Annotated in this window: 23 protein-coding genes and 4 pseudogenes; 12 read left to right on the top strand and 15 right to left on the bottom strand. The window is 57.5% G+C overall.

Annotated features, from left to right (window positions below; translation table 11 throughout):
* The first annotated feature begins 19 nt into the window (after positions 1–19).
* The gene (locus QTO30_RS05855) at positions 20–493 is read left to right on the top strand and encodes an outer membrane protein assembly factor BamE (RefSeq protein ID WP_340423135.1); all 474 of its coding nucleotides are present in this window, start codon (positions 20–22) and stop codon (positions 491–493) included.
* A gap of 62 nt (positions 494–555) precedes the next feature.
* Here the strand turns inward: QTO30_RS05855 and QTO30_RS05850 are convergent, their stop codons facing one another.
* Both QTO30_RS05850 and msrB read right to left on the bottom strand, forming a co-directional pair.
* Positions 556–1,071: a hypothetical protein gene (locus QTO30_RS05850; RefSeq protein WP_340423134.1), complete on the bottom strand. Its 516-nt coding sequence runs from the start codon at positions 1,069–1,071 to the stop codon at positions 556–558.
* Between the two features lie 96 nt (positions 1,072–1,167).
* Positions 1,168–1,560, bottom strand: coding sequence for a peptide-methionine (R)-S-oxide reductase MsrB (gene msrB, locus QTO30_RS05845; protein WP_340423133.1), 393 nt, complete (start codon positions 1,558–1,560; stop codon positions 1,168–1,170).
* Positions 1,561–1,680: 120 nt separating this feature from the next.
* On the opposite strand from msrB, the gene QTO30_RS05840 reads away from it, so the two are divergent.
* The gene (locus QTO30_RS05840; protein ID WP_340423131.1) at positions 1,681–3,489 is read left to right on the top strand and encodes an ABC-F family ATP-binding cassette domain-containing protein; all 1,809 of its coding nucleotides are present in this window, start codon (positions 1,681–1,683) and stop codon (positions 3,487–3,489) included.
* Here the strand turns inward: QTO30_RS05840 and QTO30_RS05835 are convergent.
* From QTO30_RS05835 to QTO30_RS05825, 3 genes and pseudogenes are all read right to left on the bottom strand, one after another.
* Complete coding sequence (locus tag QTO30_RS05835) at positions 3,486–4,202, bottom strand: SDR family NAD(P)-dependent oxidoreductase (protein ID WP_340423130.1); 717 nt, start codon at positions 4,200–4,202, stop codon at positions 3,486–3,488. The genes QTO30_RS05840 and QTO30_RS05835 overlap by 4 nt on opposite strands.
* Before the next feature lie 80 nt (positions 4,203–4,282).
* Positions 4,283–5,102 (bottom strand): annotated as a pseudogene (mazG, locus tag QTO30_RS05830) (nucleoside triphosphate pyrophosphohydrolase).
* Between the two features lie 67 nt (positions 5,103–5,169).
* Positions 5,170–5,829, bottom strand: a complete 660-nt coding sequence (locus tag QTO30_RS05825; RefSeq protein ID WP_340423128.1) for an outer membrane protein — start codon at positions 5,827–5,829, stop codon at positions 5,170–5,172.
* Positions 5,830–6,016: 187 nt separating this feature from the next.
* Between QTO30_RS05825 and QTO30_RS05820 the strand changes: the two genes are divergently transcribed.
* The 7 genes from QTO30_RS05820 to QTO30_RS05790 all read left to right on the top strand — a co-directional run bounded on the left by QTO30_RS05820 (position 6,017) and on the right by QTO30_RS05790 (position 12,258).
* Complete coding sequence (locus QTO30_RS05820) at positions 6,017–7,180, top strand: M20 aminoacylase family protein (protein ID WP_340423127.1); 1,164 nt, start codon at positions 6,017–6,019, stop codon at positions 7,178–7,180.
* 29 nt (positions 7,181–7,209) lie between these two features.
* A complete protein-coding gene (gene speB, locus QTO30_RS05815; RefSeq protein ID WP_340423126.1) occupies positions 7,210–8,178 on the top strand; it encodes an agmatinase in 969 nt (322 codons plus the stop codon).
* Positions 8,178–9,119, top strand: a complete 942-nt coding sequence (speB, locus tag QTO30_RS05810) for an agmatinase (protein WP_340423124.1) — start codon at positions 8,178–8,180, stop codon at positions 9,117–9,119. Before speB (QTO30_RS05815) ends, speB (QTO30_RS05810) begins: the two co-directional genes overlap by 1 nt.
* Positions 9,120–9,167: 48 nt before the next feature.
* Positions 9,168–9,599, top strand: coding sequence for a DUF1499 domain-containing protein (locus tag QTO30_RS05805; protein WP_340423123.1), 432 nt, complete (start codon positions 9,168–9,170; stop codon positions 9,597–9,599).
* An 18-nt stretch (positions 9,600–9,617) separates the two neighbouring features.
* On the top strand, positions 9,618–10,673 hold the full coding sequence (gene prfA / locus QTO30_RS05800) for a peptide chain release factor 1 (protein WP_340423122.1): 1,056 nt from the start codon (positions 9,618–9,620) through the stop codon (positions 10,671–10,673).
* Positions 10,670–11,536, top strand: coding sequence for a peptide chain release factor N(5)-glutamine methyltransferase (gene prmC / locus QTO30_RS05795; protein ID WP_340423121.1), 867 nt, complete (start codon positions 10,670–10,672; stop codon positions 11,534–11,536). The genes prfA and prmC overlap by 4 nt, the downstream gene beginning before the upstream one ends.
* Positions 11,537–11,739: 203 nt before the next feature.
* A complete protein-coding gene (locus QTO30_RS05790; protein WP_340425878.1) occupies positions 11,740–12,258 on the top strand; it encodes a DUF4167 domain-containing protein in 519 nt (172 codons plus the stop codon).
* Between the two features lie 91 nt (positions 12,259–12,349).
* On the opposite strand, the pseudogene rsmA reads toward QTO30_RS05790, so the two are convergent.
* From rsmA to lptF, 7 genes and pseudogenes are all read right to left on the bottom strand, one after another.
* Positions 12,350–13,193 (bottom strand): annotated as a pseudogene (gene rsmA, locus QTO30_RS05785) (16S rRNA (adenine(1518)-N(6)/adenine(1519)-N(6))-dimethyltransferase RsmA).
* Complete coding sequence (gene pdxA, locus QTO30_RS05780; protein ID WP_340423119.1) at positions 13,180–14,136, bottom strand: 4-hydroxythreonine-4-phosphate dehydrogenase PdxA; 957 nt, start codon at positions 14,134–14,136, stop codon at positions 13,180–13,182. The pseudogene rsmA and the gene pdxA overlap by 14 nt, the downstream one beginning before the upstream one ends.
* Positions 14,136–15,272 carry a peptidylprolyl isomerase gene (locus tag QTO30_RS05775; protein ID WP_340423117.1) on the bottom strand — a complete coding sequence of 379 codons (1,137 nt, stop codon included), beginning with the start codon at positions 15,270–15,272 and terminating at the stop codon, positions 14,136–14,138. Before QTO30_RS05775 ends, pdxA begins: the two co-directional genes overlap by 1 nt.
* Before the next feature lie 272 nt (positions 15,273–15,544).
* A complete protein-coding gene (locus tag QTO30_RS05770) occupies positions 15,545–15,859 on the bottom strand; it encodes a hypothetical protein (protein ID WP_340423116.1) in 315 nt (104 codons plus the stop codon).
* Entirely contained in the window at positions 15,792–17,480 is a 1,689-nt protein-coding gene (locus QTO30_RS05765; protein ID WP_340423115.1) for an LPS-assembly protein LptD, read from the bottom strand. The genes QTO30_RS05770 and QTO30_RS05765 overlap by 68 nt, the downstream gene beginning before the upstream one ends.
* The gene (lptG, locus tag QTO30_RS05760; RefSeq protein WP_340423114.1) at positions 17,480–18,574 is read right to left on the bottom strand and encodes an LPS export ABC transporter permease LptG; all 1,095 of its coding nucleotides are present in this window, start codon (positions 18,572–18,574) and stop codon (positions 17,480–17,482) included. The genes QTO30_RS05765 and lptG overlap by 1 nt, the downstream gene beginning before the upstream one ends.
* Positions 18,571–19,680 (bottom strand): LPS export ABC transporter permease LptF, encoded by a 1,110-nt coding sequence (lptF, locus tag QTO30_RS05755; protein ID WP_340425877.1) that lies wholly within the window; start codon positions 19,678–19,680, stop codon positions 18,571–18,573. Before lptF ends, lptG begins: the two co-directional genes overlap by 4 nt.
* A gap of 162 nt (positions 19,681–19,842) precedes the next feature.
* Between lptF and QTO30_RS05750 the strand changes: the two are divergent.
* From QTO30_RS05750 to QTO30_RS05740, 3 genes and pseudogenes are all read left to right on the top strand, one after another.
* A pseudogene (locus QTO30_RS05750) lies at positions 19,843–21,311 on the top strand (leucyl aminopeptidase).
* Between the two features lie 2 nt (positions 21,312–21,313).
* A complete protein-coding gene (locus QTO30_RS05745; RefSeq protein WP_340423112.1) occupies positions 21,314–21,766 on the top strand; it encodes a DNA polymerase III subunit chi in 453 nt (150 codons plus the stop codon).
* Between the two features lie 101 nt (positions 21,767–21,867).
* Positions 21,868–22,728 (top strand): SDR family oxidoreductase, encoded by an 861-nt coding sequence (locus QTO30_RS05740; protein ID WP_340423111.1) that lies wholly within the window; start codon positions 21,868–21,870, stop codon positions 22,726–22,728.
* An 88-nt stretch (positions 22,729–22,816) separates the two neighbouring features.
* Here the strand turns inward: QTO30_RS05740 and QTO30_RS05735 are convergent, their stop codons facing one another.
* From QTO30_RS05735 to QTO30_RS05725, 3 genes and pseudogenes are all read right to left on the bottom strand, one after another.
* Positions 22,817–23,296, bottom strand: a complete 480-nt coding sequence (locus tag QTO30_RS05735) for a retropepsin-like aspartic protease family protein (RefSeq protein ID WP_340423110.1) — start codon at positions 23,294–23,296, stop codon at positions 22,817–22,819.
* Between the two features lie 114 nt (positions 23,297–23,410).
* The gene (locus QTO30_RS05730; RefSeq protein WP_340423109.1) at positions 23,411–24,040 is read right to left on the bottom strand and encodes a MarC family protein; all 630 of its coding nucleotides are present in this window, start codon (positions 24,038–24,040) and stop codon (positions 23,411–23,413) included.
* Positions 24,041–24,127: 87 nt separating this feature from the next.
* A pseudogene (locus QTO30_RS05725) lies at positions 24,128–25,983 on the bottom strand (ABC-F family ATP-binding cassette domain-containing protein).
* Positions 25,984–26,041 lie beyond the last annotated feature (58 nt).

The following is a 26,041-nucleotide window of genomic DNA, read 5'->3' as shown; positions in this document are numbered from 1 at the left end:
AGGCAAGAGGGCGAGCGTGATGAGTGGAACGACAGGCAATCTGCGCAAAACGGTGAAAGCTGTGGGTTTTGTGTCAGTGCTCGCGATTGCGGCTGGCTGCGCGCAGATGGACCGGTTCCATGGCTTCATTCCGCCCGAAGAAGAGCTGGCCACACTGAGCGTCGGTTCGACCACCAAAGACGAAGTGATCGCCCTGTTCGGACCGCCAAAATCCGAACGCGGCTTGCAGAACAACACGGTCTACTATGCCTCCAGCCAGTTCCGGCGGTTCGGCCCTTTTGCCCCGGAAGAGGTAGACCGGCAGGTGCTGGCCATTGATTTCGACGGCAATGATCGGGTCCGCAACATTTCGCGCTATACGCTTGAAGATGGGCGGGTGGTTGTCCTCGATCGCCGTGTGACGGAGGACGGGATCAACGATGTGACCTTCCTCGCACAGTTGTTGGGGTCCTTCGGGCGGATTGATGCTGGACAGTTCTTGGGTGAACCTTAGGGTTGCTTACAGCGGCTGGAGTCACATTGAGTGACTGCTTTGCGGACAAAACCGACCTTGAGCTATTTGAGAAATGAAGGCCCCAATGAGCTTTGGTCCCAACGTTTGTTTAATTCAACAAGTTCTTTGTGCGGAAAACTGTCTCTTCCTTTTTGATAAGACGGTTGCCGCAAGTTCACATGGGTTTTCCATAATTCCGCGAGCAGCATTCCTACCAGCCTCTGCCGCCTAATTCTCGTCGACAAGACAAACTCACCTTCTTGGTCAGCACCAAAGCCACTTAAGGATTTTTTGATCTCGTATATCGATAAAATTACAGTATGCTGTTGTTTTTTATCTGTTTCTATTTCGACAGTGGCCCCACCCGGTTCATCGCATAGCGCTACGCGTATAGAAGAGTTTTCGATAATTGCGCGACAGATCTTCAAAATCTCATGAGGTAGGTCGGTGAAAATACCGCTTACCCTGAGAACGGTAGGTTGCCCTCGGAATACAACAATAAGCTCTGCCCAGCCATGGCAGCCAATATCACAATAAAATTGGGTGACGTCGTCTAGTGGTAAGACTTGAGCGCTCATTTTATTCCACTTAACAAGAGAACAAGTGCGCCACAACTTTTGGTAGGTCAGGGCTCAAACCAGACATTCCGACATTTACGAAGAAGAAGCTAATCTTCATTCCTCCGGCTCAAATTCCAGCGCCACCCCATTGATACAGTACCGCAACCCCGTTGGCTGTGGCCCGTCTGGAAACACATGCCCCAGATGCGCGTCGCAGCGGTTACAATGCACCTCGGTCCGTTTCATGAAGAAACTGCGGTCTACGCTTTCGCCCACCATCTCCCCATCAACAGGTTGATAGAACGAGGGCCAGCCGGTGCCACTTTCGAACTTGGCGTCTTGATCGAAGAGCGGGGCACCACAGCAGACACACATGTAAGTCCCTGCATCTTTTGGGAAGTCCTCATGTGTACCAGCACGCTCAGTGCCGTGTTTGCGTGTCACCTTATAGGCCATGTCGGAAAGTTGTGCGCGCCATTCGGCGTCTGATTTTACGATCTTGTCCATCAGTGCGATGTCCTTTCACTTGTGCTGCCGCATAACGTAGGCGTGCAGAACGTTTTCGCCAAGATGGCAGAAGATGACATTTCCGTTGCGCAGACCGTGGCACTGTCTTAGCAGGCGCATATGGCCAAAACACCGCTTCTCCAAGTCTCTGATATCGCGCTGACCTTCGGCGGCGATCCTGTGTTCGAAGACCTGTCTTTGATTGTGCAGCCGGGTGACCGCGTGGCGCTTGTTGGGCGCAATGGGTCCGGTAAATCGACGCTGATGAAGGTGATGGCAGGGCTGGTGCAACCTGACAGCGGCACGCGCGTCGCGGCGCCGGGTGTGCAGGTCGGCTATATGGAGCAAGACCCCACAATGGCGGGCTTCGCGACCTTGGGCGATTATGCGGCCAGCGGGTTGGACATTGATGAAGCCTACAAGGTTGATATGGTCGCAGAGGGTCTGAAATTCGACCCCGCAGGCGATGTGAACACAGCCTCCGGCGGGGAACGCAGGCGCGCGGCGCTAGCCAAACTGATGGCGGAAGCGCCAGAGCTGATGCTGCTGGACGAGCCGACCAACCACCTCGATATCGAGGCGATTGCCTGGCTGGAAAACGAGCTGAAATCCACACGTGCGGGTTTTGTGTTGATCAGCCACGACCGGGCTTTCCTGCGGGCGCTAACCCGCGCGACCCTCTGGATTGATCGGGGTCAAGTCCGGCGCGCCGAGCAGGGGTTTGAACATTTCGAGGCGTGGCGCGACAAGCTTTGGGAAGAAGAAGACCAACAGCGCCACAAACTGAACCGCAAGATCAAGGCCGAGGCGCGATGGGCTGTCGAAGGTATCTCAGCCCGCCGCAAGCGCAACCAAGGACGCGTGCGGGCCCTACAAGAGCTGCGTGCGCAAAGGGCGGCCCAAATCACACGCCAGGGTACGGCAGCGATGGCTTTCGATGGTGGAACGACTTCGGGTAAAAAGGTGATGGAGGCTTTCGGGCTGACCAAAGCCTTTGATGGAAAATCGATTGTAAAGTCCTTCGACCTGACGGTGCAACGGGGCGATCGGATCGCCTTTGTTGGGCCAAACGGTGTGGGTAAGACGACGCTGATCAAGATGCTGCTGGGGCAGGAGGCGCCTGATGCTGGATCGGTCAAATTGGGCACCAATCTGGATATTGCCGTGTTCGACCAGACCCGTGCCGCGCTGAACGAAGATATGACGCTTTGGGAAAATCTCGCCAATGATCCTGAACTTGGCGTGTCCGGCAAATCCGATCAGGTTATGGTGCGCGGCACCCCCAAACATGTTGTGGGCTACCTGAAGGAATTCCTGTTCAACGAGGCGCAAGCGCGCGCACCCGTCCGGTCACTTTCAGGTGGTGAAAAAGCGCGGCTATTGCTGGCGCGGCTGATGGCGCGGGAAAGCAACCTGTTGGTGCTGGACGAACCAACCAACGATCTGGACATCGAAACGCTGGATTTGTTGCAGGATATCCTCGGCGACTACGAAGGCACAGTGCTTCTCGTCAGTCACGACCGTGACTTTCTCGACCGGGTCGCGACCACCACGATTGCGATGGAAGGCAATGGGCAGGCCGTGGTCTATGCGGGTGGTTGGTCTGACTACCGTGCGCAACGCGGTGGCGATTTTGTTGAGGCAAAAGAAGCCAGCAAGCCGTTGGCCAAAAAGGAAAAACAAGCCACTACGAAGGTTGCGACGGGCTTGTCTTTCACCGAAAAACACCGGTTGGAAGAATTGCCCGGCGTGATCGACAAGATCACAGCCGAGATCGCGAAACTGGAGGAATTGCTTTCCGACCCTCAACTTTTCACCAAGCAGCCCGTGAAGTTTCAAAAGGCAACCGATGCGCTGGTTGCGCGGCAAACGGCGCTCTCTGATGCCGAAGATGAGTGGCTGATGCTGGAAGAAAAAGCGGCAGGTTAGGGCATTCGCAACGCCCCATCCAACCGAATGGTGGTGCCATTCAAATAGTCGCATTCCACAATGAACTTTGCCAACGCGGCAAACTCTGCCGGATCACCTAAACGGGCCGGGTAGATCACGTCCTTCGCTAACCCGTCCATCACCTCTTCGCCCAGACTTTCCAGCATTGGCGTGCGGAATATTCCCGGTGCAATGGCCATCACCCTGATCCCACTGCGGGCCAGGTCACGCGCCATAGGCAGTGACAACCCGGCAATGCCTGCCTTTGAGGCCGCATAAGCGGTCTGGCCTTTCTGCCCATCGAAAGCAGCAACGGAGGCCGTGTTGATGATCACGCCACCTTCCGTCATCCGAGCGGCAGCTAAACGGGCCACGTTGAAGGTCCCATTCAGGTTGATATCGACGGTGCGGGCAAAGCTGTCCTGTCGGTGCGGCCCATCACGGCCCAGTGTTTTCTCGGCCGTGGCGATCCCTGCACAGTTGATTGCGACATTGACAGCACCCGCCTGATCAAGACCCCCGGCAACACTTGCCTCATCGGTCACATCCACTTCGGCAAAATCTGCGCCAATCTCAGCGGCAAATGTGGCGCCAGCCGGATCGCGATCAAAAATCGTCACCTGCGCCCCTGCCGACACAAAAGCCCGCGCCGTTGCAGCGCCCAAGCCCGACGCCCCACCTGTGATAACAGCAATCGCATTTTCTATTTGCATGACACCCTCATCTTCTTATGTTTCCAAATACCTTCGGGGACCCGCCAGGGCGGGGGCAGACCGCCCCGTCGGCACCCGCTTCAAGTGCCTTTCTCAGCGGCTTTTATCTGATCCCAAAGGGCGTCCATCTCGGCCAGATTGCTTTCTGCCGGGGTTTTGTAAGCCGATGCAAGGGCATCTTCAACAGCCGCAAACCGGCGGGTAAACTTGGCGTTCGTGCCGCGCAGGGCCGCCTCAGGGTCGATATCCAGATGCCGCGCCAGATTGGCGACTACGAATAGCAGATCGCCAAACTCTTCCTCGACCTGTGCTTGCGTCAGCTGGTCGCGGGCCTCGACCAATTCACCGGCCTCTTCCACGATCTTGTCGATCACATGGGCTGTGTCCGGCCAATCGAACCCGACGCGGGCGGCCCGCTTTTGCAGTTTGACCGCGCGGGTCAGGGCAGGCAATCCGGCAGCGACGCCATCAAGCGTACGGGTCTGTTCTTTGCCGAGCACGCTCGGCGGCCTTGATCTTTTCCCAATCCGCGGTTTGCTGCTCGACCGATTTGTCGCGCGACTCATCACCAAAGACATGCGGATGACGCGTCACCATCTTGTCGCTAATGGCGCGGACCACGCTTTCAAATGTAAAGTGCCCGGCCTCTGCCCCCATCTGCGTGTGATACACCGTCTGCAACAGCAGATCGCCTAACTCGCCTTCCAGCTCGTCCCAATCACTGCGGGCGATGGCATCCGCGACCTCATAGGCCTCTTCAATGGTGTAGGGGGCGATTGAGTTGAAGTCCTGCTCAATATCCCATGGGCACCCTGTTTGTGGATCGCGCAAACGACGCATGATTTCCAACAGGCGCGGCATGCCGCCATTGGGGTCGTGGATCAACGGGTTTTCGGTCATGTGGCCTCTCACAGATTGGCGCGACGCTAGCGAATTGCGAACGCCGCGCCAAGATGCAAGAGCGATGTTAGAAGTTGAAGGCCGCGCGAATGCCAAATGACTCAATCGAGCTGTCAACGCGGGCGGCAATAGTGTCACCAAACTGGGTGATTTCGTCTTCTGCTGCCAAATCGCGGATCAGATATTCCGCGCCAACAGTGAATTGCGCGTTGATCTGGTAGTCGACGCCGAAGCCATAGTTGACACCGGTTGATGTATCCAAATCGAGCCCGAGGAAGTCCTCTTCCTGGTCAACATCAAGCAGACGCGACTGGGAAAAACCTGCAACACCATAGATCAGCGTGTTGCCCAGATCGTAGCCCACACGCGCTTTGACGTCGATCAGGCGGGCATCTGTTGTGATACCGTCAAAGTCATCAGCCGTCAGGCCGTTGGCTTGTCCAAGCGCGAGTTCACCACCGATCACAAAGTCACCTTGCTGAATTTGATAACCTGCAAAACCCGAAATGACTGAGTCCACGTCAAGCGAGTCCTCTGGCACGGCGATGCCGCCATCGAAGACGGGCGCGATGAAAATGTCATCACCAACCAGCGCATCCAATTGGACACCCGCATAAGCACCGCTCCAGTCGGCTGCCGCAACCGTTGGCGCGAGCAAAATTGCACCCAGGACGGTCTGTTTGAGTGTTCCGCGCAATGTAGTTTCGGCTGTTTTTAGGTTTGGCATAATATACCCCTTTGATATGTGTCTCAGGGTAGCAAAAATGCCGCCCTCAGAAGGCACTACGCGCTGGCCAAGGTATTATTCTCAGCAATGGGAAACTTTTTGCGAGCTGCCGGACGGATCGCCCATTGCGCGCGCGCCTCTGTTGCAGTCAACTGAGGGCAAAAGCAAAAGGATCACTGGAACCACCATGCCCATTATCAACCGCATAGCCGACTACGCCGACGATATGACGGCATGGCGCAGACACCTGCACGCCCATCCCGAATTGCAGTTTGAATGCTTCGAGACGGCAAAGTTTGTCGCTGAAAAATTGCGTGCTTTTGGTGTTGATGAAATTCACGAAGGGATCGCCACATCCGGCGTTGTCGCCATTATTAACGGGCGTGCGGCGGGACCAACAATTGGCCTGCGGGCCGATATGGATGCCTTGCCGATGCAAGAGGAAACCGGCCTGCCTTATGCGTCAACCATTCCCGGAAAGATGCACGCCTGCGGGCATGACGGGCATACGACGATGCTCTTGGGTGCCGCACGCTATCTGGTGGAAACCCGGAACTTTGCGGGCCGGGTCGCGCTGATCTTTCAACCCGCCGAAGAGGGCGGCGGGGGCGGGCAGGTGATGGTGCATGAAGGTGTGCTTGACCGGTTCAATGTGGCAGAGGTTTATGCATTGCACAGCGGTCCCGGCGACCCGGTCGGATCGTTTTATACAACGCCGGGCCCAATCCTTGCAGCGGTTGATACGATGCATATCCATATTACGGGCATTGGCGGTCATGGCGCCTACCCATATGAGACTGCTGACCCTGTGGTAGCCGCTGTCGGCATCGTGAATGCGATCCAGACGATCGTCAGCCGTAACAATCGGGCCTATGACGATCTCGTTGTGTCTGTAACGCAGATCCATACCGGGTCTGCTGATAACATCGTTCCTGAAAAAGCCTATATCAATGGCACGATCCGCACGCTGTTGAAAGAGACCCAAGCAATGGTCCATAAGCGCCTGACAGAGATCGTTGCAGGCCATGCAGCGGCCTATGGTGTCGAAGCGGAACTGACCTATGAGTATGGCTATCCCGCAACGATTAATGACCCAGTAAAAACAGCCTTTGCCGCGGATGTCGCACGTGAAATCTCGCCCGATGTCGATGATGCCCGACAATATGAGATGGGGGCAGAAGACTTCTCTTACATGCTGAATGAACGCCCCGGCGCCTATGTCTATGTGGGCAACGGGGAAAGTGCGGGCTTGCATCATCCGGCCTATGATTTCGCTGATGGGGCGGCACCCGCTGGTGCCTCATATTTTGCGCGCCTGGTTGAGCGGGCATTGCCACCAGCGGACGCGTGATTGGATGAAGAAGAACAAGAGGTGGTTGCATGACACTTTCTAAAGCAAGAGACACCATTGATCGCGCATTTTCGGCGACGGATCGCCGTGGTTTGGCCTATGAGAACGCCTTTGGTGGCGCGACATCGTTCCTGCGCCGGACCTATACCAAGGACCTGACCGGGTTTGATCTGGCCGTGACCGGTGTGCCGTTTGATCAGGCCGTCACGCATCGCCCCGGCACGCGCTTTGGGCCGCGTGCCATTCGGGAAGCGTCGAGTTTACAGCCTTTCGATCCGCCTTATGGATGGGATGGTTTTGATCCTTTGAGTGAATTTGCCATCGCAGATTTTGGCGATCTGGCGTTCGACTATGCCGATGTACCGGGCGTGCCAGACCTGTTGCAGGCGCATATCGCCGGGATTTTGGCACAAGGTTGCGGAGCGATTACCTTGGGCGGTGATCACTTTATCACGCTGCCGATATTGCGTGCCTATGCCGAGAAGTATGGGCCCCTATCAGTGGTCCAGTTTGATGCCCACTCTGATTTGTGGCCTGACGACGATATGAACCGCATTGATCACGGGACGATGATGTATAAAGCGGTCAAGCTGGGCGTTGTTGATGTGAGCCGCTCTATTCAGATTGGTATCCGCACAGAATGCGAAGATTATCTTGGCATGCCATACATCGATGCGCGGACCTGCCATGAAAAGGGCAGCGCTTGGGTAAGCGATCAGATCAAGGCGCGTATTGGGGATCATCCAACTTATGTCAGCTTCGACATTGACGCGCTGGACCCGGCCTTTGCACCCGGTACGGGGACACCTGTTTGGGGTGGGCTGGCCTCTTGGCAGGCGGCGGCAATGCTGCGCGATATGGCAGGGATGAACATGGTCGGGGGTGATGTGGTCGAGGTATCGCCACCTTATGACACGACCGGGGCGACAGCGATTGCGGGTGCACATGTCGCGATGGAGCTGTGTTGCCTTGCGCTTTGGAACAAAAGGAAAAAGTGATGCCGAACCAACCTATATCTGGGAATGATCTGGCGCGGTTTTCGGGGCCGCAAACCTTCATGCGTTTGCCCGAGGTTGATAGCGCCGAGGACTTGGATGTTGGCTTTATCGGGATCCCGATGGACATTGGCACCTCTTGGCGTTCTGGCACCCGCATGGGGCCGAAACAACTGCGCGAACAATCGGCGATGATCCGGCCCTACAACATCCAGACCGGTGCCGCGCCCTTTGACGCGCTACAATGCGCCGATCTTGGCGATGTGGCGATCAACACGTTTTCATTGAGTGACAGTGTCCGTATTATTACAGAGACTTACGCAGCACACCTCAAGCATGATTTCATTCCGATGACGCTTGGTGGGGATCATACTTTGACGTTGCCGGTCTTGCGCGCCATTGCGCAGAAACATGGGCCGGTTGCCCTGATCCATGTCGATGCCCATGCCGACGTGAACGATGAAATGTTTGGCGAGCGTGAAACCCATGGCACGGTGTTCCGCCGTGCTTATGAAGAAAAGATCATCACGCCAGACAAAGTGTTCCAGATTGGGCTGCGCGGCACAGGATATACTGCCGATGACTTTACCGAAGCCGCAGGTTGGGGGTTTAATCAATATCTTGCCCCTGATCTGTGGCATAAGTCACTCTCACCCTTAGCTGCTGATATCAAAGCAGAAATCGGTGATCAGCCATGCTACATCACCTATGATATCGACAGCCTTGACCCGGCCTATGCCCCCGGCACGGGCACGCCAGAGATCGGTGGTTTGACGACCCCGCAGGCGATGGAATTGATCCGTGGCTTGCGCGGGCTGAATATCGTGGGCTGCGATCTGGTTGAAGTTTCCCCGCCCTATGATACGTCAGGTAATACGGCGCTCACGGGGGCCAATTTGATGTTCGAGATGCTCTCGATCCTGCCGGGTGTCCCGTACCGGTAGCGCGCGGGACCTGTACCAACGATTTACTGACAGAAGCGGAGAAACGCATTGCGTATACTGATCACTCTTGCCGTCTTGGTCGCGGCGTTGATGGCCTACATCCGGTTTGCGCCGACTGATACAGCCACATGGCATCAGATGCCTGATACGGCTGCACCGGGCGACACCACTGAAGCGGGGTCGTTTCTCGCGGTGCGACGCATCACTGCCCCGTCCGATCAGGTTCTTGCGGCGGCCGAACAACGCGCGCTGGCGACACCGCGGACCACCTTGGTGGCTGGCAATGTGCAAGAGGGGATGATCACCTTTCAAACACGGTCCCTGTTTTGGGGGTTTCCTGATCATACAACCGTCGGCGTTAAGGATGATCATTTGGTGATCTATGGGCGTCTGCGCTTTGGCCGCTCTGATCTGGGCGTCAACAAGGCGCGTATCGAAAGCTGGCTGGAAACGCTTGGCCCCTTGACCGAGCCGCTCTGATCGGCCACTTCCAAGCCCATGATCGCATCTGACAAAATTGAACAACTCATCGACCGGTTCCAGTTTCTGGAGGCGAAGATGGCAGATGGCTCAGCCGGTAACGAAATTGCAGCCTTGGGCAAGGAATACGCAGAACTGCGGCCTGTTGTTGAAACGGTGACAGCCTACAAAAACCTTGTCACCCAGATCGCCGACGCCGAGGCGATGCTGGACGATCCGGAGATGAAAGAGCTTGCCGAGATGGAGCTGCCTGACTTGAAGGCGGCTTTGGAGGCCTCGGAACATGATGTGCAATTGGCGTTGCTGCCAAAGGATGCCGCCGACGGGCGGCCCGCGTTGTTGGAAATCAGGCCGGGAACGGGTGGCGATGAAGCGGGATTATTCGCCGCTGACCTGTTACGGATGTACCAGCGTTACGCCGAAGGGCAGGGTTGGCGGTTCGAAATTCTGGAAGAAAGCCTGAGCGAACTGGGTGGCGTGAAAGAGGTTGTCGCACGCATCGTCGGCGACGGCGTCTTTGCCAAGATGAAATACGAAAGCGGTGTGCACCGCGTGCAACGCGTGCCTGAAACAGAAAGCGGCGGGCGTATTCATACCTCTGCGGCGACAGTGGCTGTGCTGCCTGAGGCCGAGGATGTAGATATCGAGATTAATCCGGCGGACATTCGGATTGATACGATGCGCGCCTCGGGGTCTGGTGGGCAGCACGTGAACACGACTGACTCGGCGGTACGTATCTTGCATGAACCGACAGGCATTATTGTCGTGAGTTCCGAGAAATCGCAGCACCGCAACCGCGAGATTGCGATGCAGGTTCTGAAGACGCGACTTTTTGATCTGGAACGGCAGCGGGTCGATGATGAACGCTCTGCTGATCGCAAAAGTCAGGTGGGATCGGGCGATCGGTCCGAACGGATCAGAACCTATAACTTCCCGCAAGGCCGCATGACCGATCACCGCATCAACCTGACGCTCTATTCGCTTGGGCAGGTGATGCAGGGTGATCTGGATGAGATTGTCAGCGCTTTGCAAGCCGATGCGCAGGCGACGCTGCTGGCGGAAATGGGCGCGTGAGTGACCGGGTGACGGGCAGCCAACTGCTGACCGCTGCGTCCAAGACATTAACCAAGGCCGGGGTGCCAGACGCGGCGCGCGACGCGCGCAGGCTTTTTGCGTTTGCCTCTGGCGTGGGGGCAAGCCGTCTGACCCTGATCTTGCCCGATCCGGTGACCGAGGAGGTAGCGGCCCGCTTTCATGGGTTAATCGCCCGACGATCCCGGTTTGAGCCGGTATCGCATCTGACGGGCACGCGGGCGTTCTACGGTCGCGAATTTGAAGTGACAAAAGACGTGCTTGATCCGCGGCCCGAAACCGAGACCCTGATCGAAGCCGCACTGCGTGACCCGTTCGCGCGGGTGTTGGATCTTGGAACAGGGTCAGGCTGTATTCTGGTCACCTTGCTGGCCGAAGCTCCAGAAGCGGTTGGTGTGGGGGGCGATGTGTCGCCAGCTGCGTTGGCGGTGGCCTTGCGTAATGCGCAACGGCATAAGGTCGACGATCGCGCGACTTTTGTCCAAAGCGATTGGATGGGCGCGATCAAACGGCGCTTTGATCTGATTGTGGCCAATCCACCCTACATCGCGGCGGACGAAATGGCGGCGCTGTCGCGTGACGTGCGCGCGTGGGAGCCGCGCATGGCCTTGACCGATGAGGCCGATGGCCTGTCGGCCTATCGCACAATTGTCGGTCAGGCGCGTGATGCGCTGATACCCGGTGGACGTTTGATGTTTGAGATCGGCGCAACCCAAGGCCCGGCGGTGGCAAAATTGGTGGCTGCGGCCGGACTGCGCCGGGTCTTTGTGATTCCCGATCTGGATGGGCGAGATCGGGTTGTGAAGGGGCAGATGGCAGATTTTGACGATGATACGCCACGATAACAGGCGAAATGCGCCTTTTTCGCACTTTTGACTTGTCTTGGACCCACCCGAATGGTTATGCAATAGACATCGGATGGGACGAGGCTCGCCACTGACCTCCCCCCGATCAGTCGCCAAACATTGCAAGGCCATCAGATTTTACCCGCGCGAGATAGCGCGACATGGCCCAGCGTAACGACAGCCAAAGGCTTGAAAGCACTTACATGAGATCATCGAAGTCACGGTCGCGGAATAAGAACCGCAACAACCGGCCCTCGGGCGGAAACATCATTAACCGGGTGTTTGATAGCTCCGGTCCTGATGGCAAGGTGCGCGGCACCCCGCAACAGATTATTGAGAAATACAACCAGCTCCACCGTGACGCCGTTTTGTCGGGCGATCGCGTGGATGCAGAGAACTTTGCCCAACACGCAGAGCACTACACCCGCATGCTTGCAGAAGCGCAGCGCGAGGTTGAGGCGAAGCGTGAAGAACAGGAAGAGCAAAACCGCCAGCGTCAGGCCGAACGTGACCGCGAACGTCAGGAGCGTTTAAAAGCGCAAGAGGCGGCAGCGAATGATCCGGCGCAGATGGATCAGCCCGATATACCTGTGGAAGCTGGCGAGAGCGGATTGGTTGAGACCCCGGAAGAAAAGCCGCGCAAGCCACGCAGGCCCCGCAAGCCGCGTCCGAACCCTGATGAGGGAACCAACGAGGGCAATACGCCAGAGGCTGCTGAATGATTTTGAAGCCCTCCGATTTCGGGGGCTTTTTATTTGGTGCGGGTAGGATAGCCTTTGGTGGAGGTTTGAGGCGATATGAAAAACGCTAAGGTCAATCCGCGTCCACTGCGCGCGCCAACGCACAGAATGCTTCTAGGTCAACTTGTTCGGCCCGCTCAGTCGGTTTGATCCCCGCGGCGAGCAGGTGGCCTTCGATATCCGGGCTGACCGACTTGAGCGCCGAGCGCAGCATCTTGCGTCTTTGGTTGAAAGCGGCGGCGACCACCTTGTTCAGCGTGCCGGGCTCTGCGGGGTAGCGCGGTGCTAGGCAGCGCCGTCAGGTGGACCACTGCAGAGTTCACTTTGGGCGGTGGGCTAAAGGCCTCGGGCGGCAGGTCCATCACGATTTTCGGGTTCGTGCGCCATTGTGCCAGCAGCGCCAATCGTCCGTAGGCCTTGGTTCCCGGAGTGGCGACAATCCGTTGGGCAACTTCACGCTGGAACATAAGTGTCAAGCTTTCCCAGAAGGGCGGCCATTGCGGTGGCGTGAGCCAGCGGACAAGCAACTCGGTGCCAACATTATAGGGTAGGTTGGCGGCAATCTTGATCGGTTGGCTCAGATGTTCCAGCGGATTCACGGTGAGCGCATCACCGTTGATGGTTTGCAGCCTGCCGGGATAGGCGGCGGCGATCTCGGCCAAGGCGGGGATGCAACGCGGGTCCTTTTCGATGGCCAGAACACGGCGCGCCCCCTCGGCCAGCAGACCACGCGTCAGCCCGCCGGGACCCGGACCGACTTCCAGTACGTCGGCGCCAGAGACATCACCGGCAAGCCGCGCAATCTTGGCCGTCAGATTGAGATCCAGCAGAAAGTTTTGGCCGAGCGATTTCTTGGCCGCCAGCTCGTGTTGCGCGATGACGTCGCGCAATGGTGGCAGATCATCAATCACGGGCATCGGCCATTTGCGCGGCCATGCGGATGGCGGCGACCATGGAGGTCGCGTCCGCTTTGCCTTGCCCCGCAATATCAAAGGCGGTGCCGTGATCAGGCGATGTGCGGATGAAGGGCAGGCCAAGGGTGACGTTCACACCACCCGAGAAATCTAGCGTCTTGATCGGAATCAGCGCCTGGTCGTGATACATACAGACGGCAACGTCGTAGCGCATGCGCGCGCCAGCATGGAACATGGTGTCGGCTGACAGTGGCCCCGAGATATCCAGCCCTTGCGCGCGGAGGGCTTCGAGAACGGGCGTGATCATCTCAATCTCTTCCTGTCCCATCTTGCCGTCTTCGCCCGCATGCGGATTCAATCCGGCAACAGCAATGCGTGGCTTGGCGATGCCGAAGTCGCGGCGTAGGGCGGCGTGCGTGATCAAAAGCGTATCTGTCAGCAGGCTGGCCGTCAGGGTGTTACGTACCTCGGCCAGTGCGATATGGACCGTCGTGGGCACGACACGCAGTGCATCGCAGGCCAGCATCATCACCACCTGATCCGTACCCGCAAGTGCAGCGAGGTATTCTGTATGGCCAGGATACGCAAAATCCGCACCGTCGATCAGGGCGGCCTTGTGGACGGGTGCGGTGCACAGCGCGCGTGCAGCGCCCGATTGCACCAGTGCGACACCGTCAGCAATGGCGTTAATGACACCTTCAGCGTGAGCGGGGTTTGGTCGGCCAGGTACGGCAGGGCCACCAAAGTCTCGGGCCAGCACGGTTAACTTGAAAGGATGGATGTCTGCGGGATCGGTTGCGGTGTGATAGTCGGTTCCGGATGGCAGGTGACGTGGATCACCCAGCCACAAAAGCGGGACTTCGTTTTTCAGTTCCTTCCAAGCGGCGACAGCGATTTCTGGCCCGATGCCCGCAGGTTCCCCACAACTGATTGCAAGCGGGCGCATTAGGGGCGGATAATCGCAGCGGCCCGCAAATCTTCCAACAAAGCGTCTGCAAGCGCTGTCAACCGCTGACTGCGGATTTGGCCGCGAATGGTGTCACGGTTGACCGTGTCGGATGCAACATTGTTGCGGGCACAAAGCATCAAAAATACCAGCGTTTCGCCATTGTCGCGCGTCAGATTGTAGGAAACTTCGCCGGGATCAAGCCGCGCCAGTTCAAGGGCCACATCATTTGAAATCTCGGCAGGGGCCAGCGTGAGCCTGTCCAGCACTTCGGTTGGTTGATTGCGAGCCACGCCGTAAAGGTCATCACAGGTGTCGACCTGATCGCGTACCTCAGCAGCTTGGCTAAGGCCGGAATCTGTGCGTCCGCCGGGGATGTAATAGGCCGCGTATTCGATGCTGACCGGTGTCTGGGCTGGTCGCACTGCTTCACGGATACCGCGCAATTGGAACAAGGCAATAGCGTTGGGGATTTCGATCGGTTCAGTTACCTCACCGCGCTCCAGATCAAGGATGACGCCACGGATCTGGGGCGGAAAGTTGTTGACCGGGGTCCAGTCCAACCGTCCGCCATTTTCGCGCGAGGGCAGGGCCGAGACCTGACGCGCGGCCGCTTCAAATTCAGCAAACGAGCGCATACGCGAAATCTGATTGGCGGCGTCGGCTGCTGCGGCCTCGCGACCGGGGGGCGGTGCGATAATGATTTCGCTCAGCAGAACTTCTAGTTGTGACGTCGTATTTCCGCGTTGAGCGATCGCCCGTTCAATATCGGCGTCAGTGATTGTCACTTGACGGCTGAACCGCGAACGCACGAAATCCCGCCACAGGATGCCGATCTCGACAAAGTCGCGCAACGTGCTGATATCAACACCATTCTGGGCCAGAACCTGAGTGAATTGCGGAAGTGTCAGATTTGCCCGACCCGCGAACTCCTCCATGGATTGTTGCAGTACGGCTTCGGGCACTGTCACGCCAAAACGCGCCAGTTCCTGCTGCTTCAGTCGGTCCTCAATAAGCGCATTGCGGGCCGCTTCGTTCAGGTCACCGGGCGTGCGGAACACTTCAAGTAGGCGGATCCGTTGTGTCAGCTCATATTGTGTGATGACCCGGTCATTCACCGTAATGACCGGCGTCAACTGGCCTTGCGCCGTTGCGCTGTGTCCGCCCCCCAAGCCTATGCAGAGCGCTACAATCGTGCTTAAGCTATCTGGCGTTTTAGCATCCCAAAACTCTTCATTCGTATCACTGTCCGCATCCTGTTGCGTGGTTCCCAGCTCTTTGCCCTGTCGTAAAGCTGCCGATAGAGCCGGTTACCCCGAAAGTTGTCGTCGCATCAACCGTACTGGAAGACGTAAAGCGGCGCGAGGCCGAAACGGTCACGGTCACGCATTCGTTTTGCCATTGCAGGCTAAGCACCGGCGCGCAACGGCTCATCTGCCGCAATATCGTAGCGACCGTCAATCTCAAAAGTCCAAGCCTGATTCAACACAAAGGCCGCATCGATGGTCCATTCGGATATGGTGCTGGTGCGATCCTCGCCTGAGTCGGGGCCAAGCCAGACATAATTGGCCCCAAGCGACACCCTGTCATTTTGCCAGGCCACCCGGCTGTCCGCGACAGTCAGGCCATCGTTATCATCCCATAGGCTGCGTGCATCAATCAGGAAACCACCAGGCGCGATGACTTGGGCTGCGACAAGCCAGTCGGACTGCAGTCCGTCCAACCCTGATGTTGCCGTGAACCCATCTTGCGCTTCCTGCCGGATCACGCGCCCAAAGCTCAAGGTCGATGTCAGCCCGCTTGGCGCCGAACCGGGTCCAAGTCAGCCCGGCGGCCGCCTGAGGGCCGGTTTCAATGCGGTCTTCACCTGCGAAGCGGGAGGCAGCGGTCAGGTTGGCCCGGTCCAATTCGGTGCGCAAACTGTCCTCGTTCGGTGGCGTGCCGCCATAGCTGTCGGACCAGCTGAGGCTGATGACGGGTTCCAGCAAATGTGACGTTCCATTTCGGCCCATGCGTGCCAATGGCCAGCGCAACGTCAGCCCCGCTGTGGGGGCAACGCGTAGGTCTTCCTGCGCAAATGCGGCATCGTTGTTGACGACATAGACGTCAGCTTGCAACCCGATCTGCGTATCGGCCAGCACACCGTTTGGTAGGACCCAATTGTCCGACCAGTCAATATCGGCGCCTAGTCTGGCCACATCGCGCCCCGCGTCTCCATCGGCGTCGCTGGTGCGATAGGCCAGATCAAAGCTTGTCCCATACCGCAGCAAACCGCCAAAACGCGGCGCAAAGCTGGCCTCATAGGCAATATCGGCAATAAAGGGCGGCAGCGATGCGCTGGGTTCATCGTCGCGCAGCGTTTGATAGTATGTCAGTCGGGCGTTGTAGAGCTCAGTATCGCTGACCCGCAGCAATTGGATCGCGCTGTCCAGCCGGTCTTTGTCAGCATAGCCATAGTCCAACAGATAGGCTTTGTCGCTGACGGTTTCGACGTCAAAGATCAGTTGATACTCATCGCCCAATTCAAAGCGCCCATCTGCAAAAAGGTAAGAGCGGTTGCTTTCGGTGAGCGTGTCGTCACTGATAGCACCTTCGGCTGTGATACGCCCGTTGGTAAAGGCCTGCCGGTAGCGTAGTTCGACAGTGGTTGTCTCGGGCGAGATGTAAGGGGTTACCGTGAGATCACGGTGATCGCCCAAGGTAAAGAAATACGGAAGCTTCAGGCCGAACCCAAGTTGGGTGGTGTTTCGCTGTTCGGGGACCAGCAATCCTGACGAACGTTCCAATGCCGGATCCGGCAGGCGCATGTAAGGCAGCCAAAGTAACGGAACGCCGCGCATCCGGAAAGTCGCGTTGCGAAAGTAAATTTGTTGTTCCTGCGCGTCATAGACAACGCGTTCCGCCCGGATTTCCCACAAAGGCGGGCCTGTGCCACAAACCCGGCATGAGGTGGCGGTTGTCTTATAGAGCTGAGAAAAACGGCCATTGCGCTGGTCAATCTGGGTTGCCGCCAGTTGTAACTGCTGATCCAGCACAATGCGGGCGCTTTGCAAAATTCCATTTTCAAGCCGAGGGTCGAGTGTGGCGCGCTCGGCGGTCAGGATCGTGCCATCGCTGGACTGAATAACGATTGGCCCCTGGATGCGCAAAGTATCACTGGGTTGATCATAGATGATCTGGCTGGCGGTCAGGCGGCTGCCGTCATACAGCGCCGCGACATTGCCGCTGGCGATCAGCTGATCTTCGCCATTCAATTCAACGCGATCAGCCACCAGTGTGGCCGCTCCTTGGGCGCTACCCAGCACGGGGGCAAGCAGCAGAAACAAAACAAGAAAGACGCGCATTATCCGTCCTCATTGTGCAGTAGGAATCCCATCGAAATTCCAATCGCTGCAAAAGGGGGCGCCCATGCCGCCAGAAGCACCGGCAGTTCTCCGTTTTCGCCCAACACCTGCGCAAAGTTACGGATAAAATACGTGACGAAGGCCAAAAGAACGGCAAACATCACCATCAGACCGGTACGCCCGCCACGTTGATGCCGCAGGGTGAAGCTGGCGCCAATCAACACCATAGAGACCAAAAAGATCGGCAAAGCCAGTTCCGTATGAAACCACACCAAATGGCGTTGTGCCGAAAAACCGGCCGTTTGCAAACGATCGATAAAAGCGGGCAATTCCCAGATCGGGATGGAGGATGGTGTCCCAAAGCTGTCTCTGATCTGGTCGGGAGTCAGTGTGGATTGGACTGTGCGATCGGGGGTTAGCTCCGCGTTCGCCTCTGGCGTTGTGACACCAGCCAATTGCCATGACTTCACATCGCGCAAGACCCATGCGCCAGTGGTCAATTCGGCAGAAGCCGCATTGATCCGTGTAGTCGGGCTGCCATCAGGTGCAAAGGTCAAAAAGGTAACGTTAGTCAGGCGCGTACCATCCAGATTGGCGTTCTGGGCGCGAATGACAGTCTGGCCTTCGCTGTTGCCCTGTCGCAACCACAATCCGGACGAGCCAAATGACAGGACCGAGCTGTCGCCGCGCAGCGCGTCGCTGCGGGCCTCAAACTCTTTTGATGTACCAGCCACAATCGGGTTCATCACACCTACGGCAAAGATACCTATCAGCAGCGCAACGAAGAGTGGGGCCAATAGGGATTTCAGCGCCGATCGCCCGGCGGCCCGTGTCACAACCATTTCGGACGAGCGCGACAGGCTGAGAAATAGTGCGATTGTCGCCAGAATCATAATCAGTGGCAGGATGGCGTAGAAGGCCTGCGGAATGTTCAAAAGACTCAGCATTACAAGATCGCCAAATGTTGCGTCTTGGTTGCCAAACCGCCGCAGCTGATCGACCAGATCGACAAACAGCATGATCAAAAAGAACACTGTTGCGACACCCAGAAACGTGCGCAGAAAGCGACCGGCGAAATAGCGGTGCAGGATCATGGGGTGCTCCCCTCGGCCTGTCGGCGCTTAAACAGATAGGGACGACTTGCCCAGAACAGCAGGAACCAGATCATCACGAAGCCCACAGCGCTTTGCAGATAAGCGACCATCCAAAGCTGAGGGTCACTGCGTGCGATGCGCAGCCCGCTGGTTTCCACGGCTTTCACAACGATAATCAGGAAAATCGCACCGACGATCTGTTTCCAGACCCCAAAGCGGCTGTAGCCGCCGACCATCAGGGCCGAAAAGCCCAACAAGGCGGCCACAATACCCAAGATGGATTGGCTGAAGCGGTCATGGCCACGCGCAATCAGCCGGGCAGCGTCGCGTCGGGTTTCTGCCTCTAGCGCGGGCGTCGGGCTTAACAATTCCCATGTAAACAGATGCGAGTCTCTGCGTCCTCTGTTGCGTGGCTCTTCGATGAGATTGCTGATATTATAGGCAAAATCCGCAAAAGTGGTGGTGAACAGGCGCTGATTTTCAGTACGCAAGGTCTGCACCATCCCATCCAGCATCACCAATTGTGTGGCCTCATCATCGCGCACCAGAAACGCCTTTGCCGCCGTATAGGTGATCTGCTCGCTTTCCGAGCGTTTGTCGGACAGAAAAATATCCTGCAATTCACCGGCTGGTGTAATTTCACGGATATAGAAGGTGACACCATTGATCGGCTCCAGAAACTGGCCCTCAGTCAACAAACGTGCGGTGATGTTCTGCGCAATCTCGGCCTGCCGTTCGGCCAGACGTGCGCTGCTCATCGGCACCAGGAAATGCATCAGTGCGGACATCATGAGGGCGACGATGATCCCAAAGTACAGGACCGGCTGGGCCAACCGAAACGGTGAATAGCCTGTGGCCTGCACGACCGTCAGCTCCGACTCTGTCGACATGCGGTTGGTGACATAAACAGCAGCGGCAAAGGCCGCCAAAGGCAAGGCGAGACGCATGACCGATGGCAGCGACAAAGCAGTGAATTCCAGAAAAACTCCCGCCGATTGACCGTCTGCAATCAACTGGTCAAACAGGACAACCGCCCGGTTGATCCAGTAGATCAGGATCAGCACAAGACTGAAGAAACCGAAAAGCACCATAAGTTGCGACAACATATATCTGTCAAATCGCGCCAAATTTTGTGTCCTTTGCGGTGCCTGCCGGTCTCTTTGCGTGCAAACTAGCCTAACGCGGCAGCGGACCCAACAGCTATCTGGTCAATAGCGCGGTCGCGGGCTACCTATTGCTGCAAAGCCATTTACGCGAGAGGAAACCACATGACCACACCCGCCGAAATCCAGTTTAAAGACGTTGATCTTGATGCCGTTGCACAGGCCGCCTAAGCAAGGTGGTTGTCTTTGTCGACGCCGATGGCAAGCTGGATGCAGGTGCGCGCAAGGTGAACACACTGACGCGCAAGGCACTAACGCGGTTCTTGGAAAGCGAAGCTTTCGGAAAAATGTCTGCGGGCGATGTATCTTCGCTCGGGTATCCGGCTGGTATGGCGGCCGTCGCTGTGTGCGTGGTCAAGCTGGGCCGTCGCCCCAGCAGTCAGGAGGCGCGCAAAGCCGGTGCGCAGCTGGCGAAGGTGCAGGCAGGAAAGGACTTTCTTGTGATGGCCGGGACGATCGCGCGTGCTGACGAGATCGCCCTTGGACTGGCGTTGCGCGGTTACCAGTTCGATGCCCACAAGACGGCCGATAGCAAACCCGCTGCTGGTGTCACGTTCATGGTGTCGAAACCCGAGGAGGTGGCGAAATCCGCAACACCGATGGCCGCGATTGCGGAAGGTGTGTTTTTCACACGGGATCTGACAAATGAACCGGCCAATGTTCTGACGACAGACGATTTTGCGGCCCGTTTGGCGGCCATGCAGGAACTGGGGTTGGAGGTCGAAATCCTTGAAGAAGATGAATTGGCCAAGCTGGGGATGCGGACTTTGCTGAGCGTCGGACAAGGCTCTGACAGCCCATCCAAAGTGGTTGTCATGTCATGGAAGGGCGGCGGCAAAGAAGCGCCATTCGCACTGGTTGGCAAAGGTGTTGTCTTTGATACGGGCGGGATCAGCCTGAAACCCGCCGCCGGTATGGAAGACATGACCATGGACATGGGGGGCGCGGGTGTAGTGGCCGGTGTGATGCGCACGTTGGCGTTACGTAAGGCAAAAGCCAATGTCGTCGGCCTTGTCGGACTGGTCGAGAATATGCCGTCAGGTAATGCGACCCGACCCGGCGATGTGGTCAAATCGATGAAGGGTGACACAGTCGAGATCATCAACACCGACGCCGAAGGACGTTTGGTGCTGGCCGATGTGCTTTGGTACGCCCAAGAGCGGTTCAAACCTGTGGGGATGATCAATCTGGCAACTTTGACGGGCGCAATTTTGGTGGCGCTGGGGCATGAGAATGCGGGCCTGTTCTCGAATTCAGATGAGTTGAGCGATGCGATCTTGAAGGCCGCCAAAGCGGAAGGCGAGGGCGCGTGGCGGATGCCGATGGGGCCTGCTTATGATGAGCTTCTGAAATCGCGCATTGCCGATATGAAGAATGTTGGCGGGCGCATGGCAGGCTCGATTACAGCGGCGCAGTTTTTGCAGCGGTTTGTGAAGGAAGATGTACCTTGGGCGCATCTTGATATTGCAGGCACTGCAAGTGTGAAGAAAGAAACCGGGCTTGCGCCTGCCGGGGCGACCGGGTGGGGTGTCATGGCGCTCAACCGTTTGATTGCTGACAAATACGAGGGCTAAGCGTGGGCGCTGCTTTCTTCTATCACCTGACCGACAGTCCGCTTGAGGCGACCTTGCCGATGCTGATCGGTAAGGCCCGCGGTGCGGGTTGGCGCATTCTGGTGCGGGGACGGGATGAAGCACTATTGCAGCGGCTGGATGACGTGCTGTGGCAGGGTCCTGAGGATCAGTTTTTGCCGCATGGGATGGCCGGTGGGCCGCATGATGCCGATCAGTCGGTCTTGTTGGGTGATGGGCCTAGCGACGGGTTCTGTTGCGTGATGAGCGTGGGTGGGGCGGAGGTCAGAGCGGATGAGGTGACGACACTGGAACGCACCTGCATTCTGTTTGACGGGCATGATGGTGCCGCGCTTGAAACGGCGCGCGGTCAATGGAAGGTGCTGACGGACGCCGGGTGCACTGCACAGTATTGGGCGCAAGAGGGTGGCCGTTGGACGATGAAAGCCGAGAAGTAACGCGCCGTTTTTGGCCGATTTCGGCTCTATTCGCATAGGACGTTACCGTTCGAACCCTGCGGCGCTAGACGTGAAACCAATGTAGTTGAAAGGCGGGTTCTATGACCAAAGTTATTCTGACCACCGGGTGTTCTTCTGGGTTGGGCGTCCAATTGGCCGTTGATGCGGCCAAGGCCGGGCACAATGTTTTTGCAACGATGCGGAACCTTAGGAAGCGCGCCGCCCTTGATACTGCGGCGGTCGAGGCTGGCGTCGCGCTGAAGGTCTTGCCGCTGGATGTGCAAGACTTCGATTCAGTGGCGGCCTGTGTGGATCAGGTGCTTGACGATGCCGGGCGCATTGATGTTTTGATCAACAACGCTGGCGCGGGTTTTGTACGATCAACCGAGCAGGCGAGCGAGGCAGATATCTCTTGGGTGATGGACGTCAATTTCATGGGTGTCGTGCGCTGTGTGAAAGCCGTGATCCCGCATTTCCGCAAGCAACGTAGTGGGCATGTGATTAACATCTCTTCTGTCGGCGGCCTTGTCGGCCAACCTTTCAATGAGATTTACTGCGGCGCGAAATTTGCGGTGGAAGGCTACACCGAGGCGATGGCCTCCTACATTTCGCCGAATTTCGGCATCAATTTTACCATCGTCGAACCCGGCGGTATTCAGTCAGAGTTTGCGGCCAGTGTCCTCAAACAGGTCGAAGAAACTGGCGGGATGCTGGATGACGAATACCTGCCGATCCTGCAAAAATACGTAGGTGGGTCGCAGACCCGTCAGGCCGGGTCCGATATCTATCAGACGGCCGCCGAGGTCTCGGCTGTTGTGATGGATTGCATCGCATCGGATGCGCCGCCGATCCGCACCCGGACGTCAAAATGGGGCGAAGCGTTTTGCGCGCTTAAGACCGACCTCGATCCGGATGGAAAGAAGCTGCAGCAGCAGGTTTTTGATCAGTTCCTGAGCGACTAGAATGGGAACGTTGCATCGAAATCTTCGGGCAATTCGGTTGGCTGCGGTGCGCAGGCTGCCAGAAGCAGAAGAACGGCGAAAGCTCTGATCATCTGTTCAACACCAATTGCCCGTTCGAGATTTCGATCCGGTCATAGAGCCCTAGATAGGTCATACCAAGCAGGGACACATCCATCTCGCCGCCGTTAACAACGGCGGGAATACCGCTATCGGTGATGCCGCCTAGAACGACGTCCTCAAGCATGACAGGGGCGGTGCGCACCACACCATTCGCCGTATTGGCAAAGCTGGAGTAGTTCAAAGATGCCAGATCAATCCCGATCCGTGCGGCGTCTTGTTGCGACAGGACCACTTGGCTGGCGCCCGTATCGACCACGAAATCCACGGATGCACCGTTGATTTCGAGCGTCAGGTTGTAGTGGCCATCGTTCCCGCGCGGCACGGCAATTGTGCTGTCATCGATGATGGCTTGGCGTGGGTTCACATCATTGCTGATGTCTTCCCACAGCCCGTAGGCCCCGATGACGCCAACAAAGATCAGCACCCAGATCGCGGCCTGTTGCGCCATTTTCCCCATATTGCTGCGCCCGGCCACGATGGCAGAGCGGCTATCGCCGCCCCCAAGAGGACCAGATAGGTCAATTGCATGATTTGGTCTGTACTCATGGGATTGATATAGGCACTAACCGCCGATCCCAAAACCCCGCAGGCCATCCAGAACAAATTGCACGGCCAACGCGGCCAGCAGCATGCCCAAAACCCGGGTCACGATGTTGAGACCGGTTTTGCCCAAGGCCCGTTCGATTGCAGGGGCGGCAAGAAAGGCCAGAAGAACAATCAACAGCACCGCGATGATCACGCCAGCAATAGCCCCCATATCGGCGACCCCCTGCGCTTCGCCAGCCAGCAGGATCACCGTGGTGATCGCACCGGGGCCGACGATCAATGGCAGCGACAGAGGAAAGACGGACGGGTCGTCGTGGTGTTCGGCCTGGCCTTCGGCAGCGTTGTCTTCGCGGCGGGCTTGCCTGCGTTGAAACAGCATGTCGAGCGCGGTGAGGAATAGCAGAATACCCCCGGCGATGCGGAAGGCGTCCATCGAGATGCCTATGAAACCAAGAACAGCCTCGCCGAGGATCAGGAAGATCATCATCAACCCACTGGCCACAAGGAACGCGCGGATCGCGATGGCGCGCCTCTGGGCCGCATTCATGCCTTGCGTGAGGGCGATGAAAACAGGCGCCAGACCCGGCGGGTCGATGATGATAAAGAGCGTCGTGAAGGCCGCAATCAGGGCAGGGAGTTCGGTCATGATGTTCTGTCTGACAGGGATGGCTTCAAATTTGCAAGACCTTTGATGCCTTTGGTGAGAGTTTCGTGAAGCCGAGAAAGGCCAGTGTCAGCCTTTCTCGGCTTTTTCCAGTTTTTCCAAAGCAGTCATCCACATGGTTTCCGCCCGCTCCAGACCGTCCATGACTTCCGCGTACTTCTTGTTCCAGGTCGCCAATTCGCTTAAGCCTTGCCGTCTTCGTAGAGCACGGGATCGGCGAGCTTTTTGGCCAGTTTGTCGCGCATATCGTTGATTTTTTTGACCCGTTCTTCGTTTTTGCGCACGTCGGAGCGGAGGGCCATGAGTGCTTCGCGCGAGGGTTTTGCGGATTTGACAGGCGTTGGTTTGTTCTTTTCGCGCGGCTTTTCTGGGGTCAGCAGCATTTTGCGATAGGCTTGCAGGTCTTCTTCGTAAGGGTTCACGTGCCCGTCTTTGACCAGCCACAGGCGGTCGGCGACCATGCTGAGCAGGTGCATGTCATGGCTGACGAGGATCACCGCGCCGGAATAGGCAGTAAGCGCTTCAACCAGCGCCTCGCGGCTTTCGATATCGAGGTGGTTGGTCGGCTCATCAAGGATTAGCAGGTGCGGCGCGGGCAGGGTGGCCAGCAGGAGCGACAGGCGTGCTTTTTGTCCACCCGAAAGGCGGCCTACTTCAGTGTCGGCTTGGTCTGCGCCGAGGCCGAACCCGGCAAGGCGGGCGCGGAGTTTGGCTTGGCCTTCGCCGGGGCGTTCACGGAACAGGTGATCAAGCGGGGTTTCTTCGATCCGCAGTTCATCGACCTGATGTTGGGCGAAAAAACCGATGCGCAGCTTATTGGATGTCACCATTTTCCCACGAGCGATGGGCAAGCGGTCGGACAGCATTTTCGACAGCGTCGATTTGCCTTCGCCGTTGCGGCCCAGCAGCGCGATGCAATCGTCCTGGTCAATCCGCAGGTTCAGATCATGCAGGACGATGTTGTTGCCATAGCCTACCGCTGCACCCTCGGTCGCAATGATCGGCGGCGAGAGCTCTTCGGGTTCGGGGAAGGTGAATACGGTGCGCGCAGCATCTTCGGGCGCGCGGATGGTTTCCATCTTTTCCAGCATTTTGACACGGGATTGCGCTTGCTTGGCTTTTGAGGCTTTGGCTTTGAAACGGTCGACAAAGGCTTGCAGGTGCTGGCGTTGGGCGTCTTGTTTCTTGGCCGCTGCCGCCTGCACCGCACGATTGGCCGCGCGTTGTTTGGCAAAGGTGTCGTAGGGGCCCGTGTAGTAGATCAGCCCCTTGTCTTCGAGATGCAGAATGCCACCGACCGAGCGGTTTAGTAGCTCTCGGTCGTGGCTGACGATCAGAACGGTGTGGGGGTATTTGACGAGGTAGGCTTCGAGCCAGAGCGCGCCTTCGAGGTCGAGGTAGTTGGTCGGTTCGTCCAGCAACAAGAGATCGGGTTCGGAAAAGAGAACAGCAGCGAGAGCAACGCGCATCCGCCAGCCGCCAGAGAAGGCGGAGCAGGGCATTTGCTGTTCTTCATGGGTGAAACCCAAACCGCGCAGGATGGTGGCGGCGCGGGCCTCGGCCGACCATGCTTCGATGTCAGCCAGCCGGGTTTGCACCTCGGCAATGCGTGCAGGGTCCGTGGCGGTTTCTGCCTCGGCCAACAGGGCTTCGCGCTCCGTATCAGCGCGCAACACGGTTTTGATCAGCGAGACTTCGTTACCCGGCACCTCTTGGCTGACCCCGCCGATCTTCCAGCCCTTGGGAATGCTGACAGTGCCGGTATCCAGCACCATCTCGCCCCGGATCACCCGAAAGAGCGTCGTCTTGCCCGAGCCATTGCGCCCCACGAGCCCCACCTTATGACCGGTGGGAATGGTGACTGTCGCATGTTCGACCAGCGTGCGGCCATCGACGGAGTAGGTGATGTCAGAAATCTTGAGCATGAGCGGGCTATGATTGATCCTTTGTGCGGGGTCAATTGGGTTTTGGTGGCGCTTTGTT

The organism is Yoonia sp. GPGPB17 (genome assembly GCF_037892195.1).
Lineage (GTDB): Bacteria > Pseudomonadota > Alphaproteobacteria > Rhodobacterales > Rhodobacteraceae > Yoonia.
Note: the sequence above shows the minus strand (reverse complement) of the source record. Positions and strands in the feature narration are given on the sequence as shown.

What these genes read in the sequence shown, in the direction of transcription:
- QTO30_RS05855 (WP_340423135.1), top strand. Translation starts at nt 20, where the DNA reads ATGAGTGGAACGACAGGCAATCTGCGCAAAACGGTGAAAGCTGTGGGT.
- QTO30_RS05850 (WP_340423134.1), bottom strand. Translation starts at nt 1,071, where the DNA reads ATGAGCGCTCAAGTCTTACCACTAGACGACGTCACCCAATTTTATTGT.
- msrB (WP_340423133.1), bottom strand. Translation starts at nt 1,560, where the DNA reads ATGGACAAGATCGTAAAATCAGACGCCGAATGGCGCGCACAACTTTCC.
- QTO30_RS05840 (WP_340423131.1), top strand. Translation starts at nt 1,681, where the DNA reads ATGGCCAAAACACCGCTTCTCCAAGTCTCTGATATCGCGCTGACCTTC.
- QTO30_RS05835 (WP_340423130.1), bottom strand. Translation starts at nt 4,202, where the DNA reads ATGCAAATAGAAAATGCGATTGCTGTTATCACAGGTGGGGCGTCGGGC.
- QTO30_RS05825 (WP_340423128.1), bottom strand. Translation starts at nt 5,829, where the DNA reads ATGCCAAACCTAAAAACAGCCGAAACTACATTGCGCGGAACACTCAAA.
- QTO30_RS05820 (WP_340423127.1), top strand. Translation starts at nt 6,017, where the DNA reads ATGCCCATTATCAACCGCATAGCCGACTACGCCGACGATATGACGGCA.
- speB (WP_340423126.1), top strand. Translation starts at nt 7,210, where the DNA reads ATGACACTTTCTAAAGCAAGAGACACCATTGATCGCGCATTTTCGGCG.
- speB (WP_340423124.1), top strand. Translation starts at nt 8,178, where the DNA reads ATGCCGAACCAACCTATATCTGGGAATGATCTGGCGCGGTTTTCGGGG.
- prfA (WP_340423122.1), top strand. Translation starts at nt 9,618, where the DNA reads ATGATCGCATCTGACAAAATTGAACAACTCATCGACCGGTTCCAGTTT.
- QTO30_RS05790 (WP_340425878.1), top strand. Translation starts at nt 11,740, where the DNA reads ATGAGATCATCGAAGTCACGGTCGCGGAATAAGAACCGCAACAACCGG.
- pdxA (WP_340423119.1), bottom strand. Translation starts at nt 14,136, where the DNA reads ATGCGCCCGCTTGCAATCAGTTGTGGGGAACCTGCGGGCATCGGGCCA.
- QTO30_RS05765 (WP_340423115.1), bottom strand. Translation starts at nt 17,480, where the DNA reads ATGCGCGTCTTTCTTGTTTTGTTTCTGCTGCTTGCCCCCGTGCTGGGT.
- lptG (WP_340423114.1), bottom strand. Translation starts at nt 18,574, where the DNA reads ATGATCCTGCACCGCTATTTCGCCGGTCGCTTTCTGCGCACGTTTCTG.
- lptF (WP_340425877.1), bottom strand. Translation starts at nt 19,680, where the DNA reads ATGTTGTCGCAACTTATGGTGCTTTTCGGTTTCTTCAGTCTTGTGCTG.
- QTO30_RS05740 (WP_340423111.1), top strand. Translation starts at nt 21,868, where the DNA reads ATGACCAAAGTTATTCTGACCACCGGGTGTTCTTCTGGGTTGGGCGTC.
- QTO30_RS05735 (WP_340423110.1), bottom strand. Translation starts at nt 23,296, where the DNA reads ATGGCGCAACAGGCCGCGATCTGGGTGCTGATCTTTGTTGGCGTCATC.
- QTO30_RS05730 (WP_340423109.1), bottom strand. Translation starts at nt 24,040, where the DNA reads ATGACCGAACTCCCTGCCCTGATTGCGGCCTTCACGACGCTCTTTATC.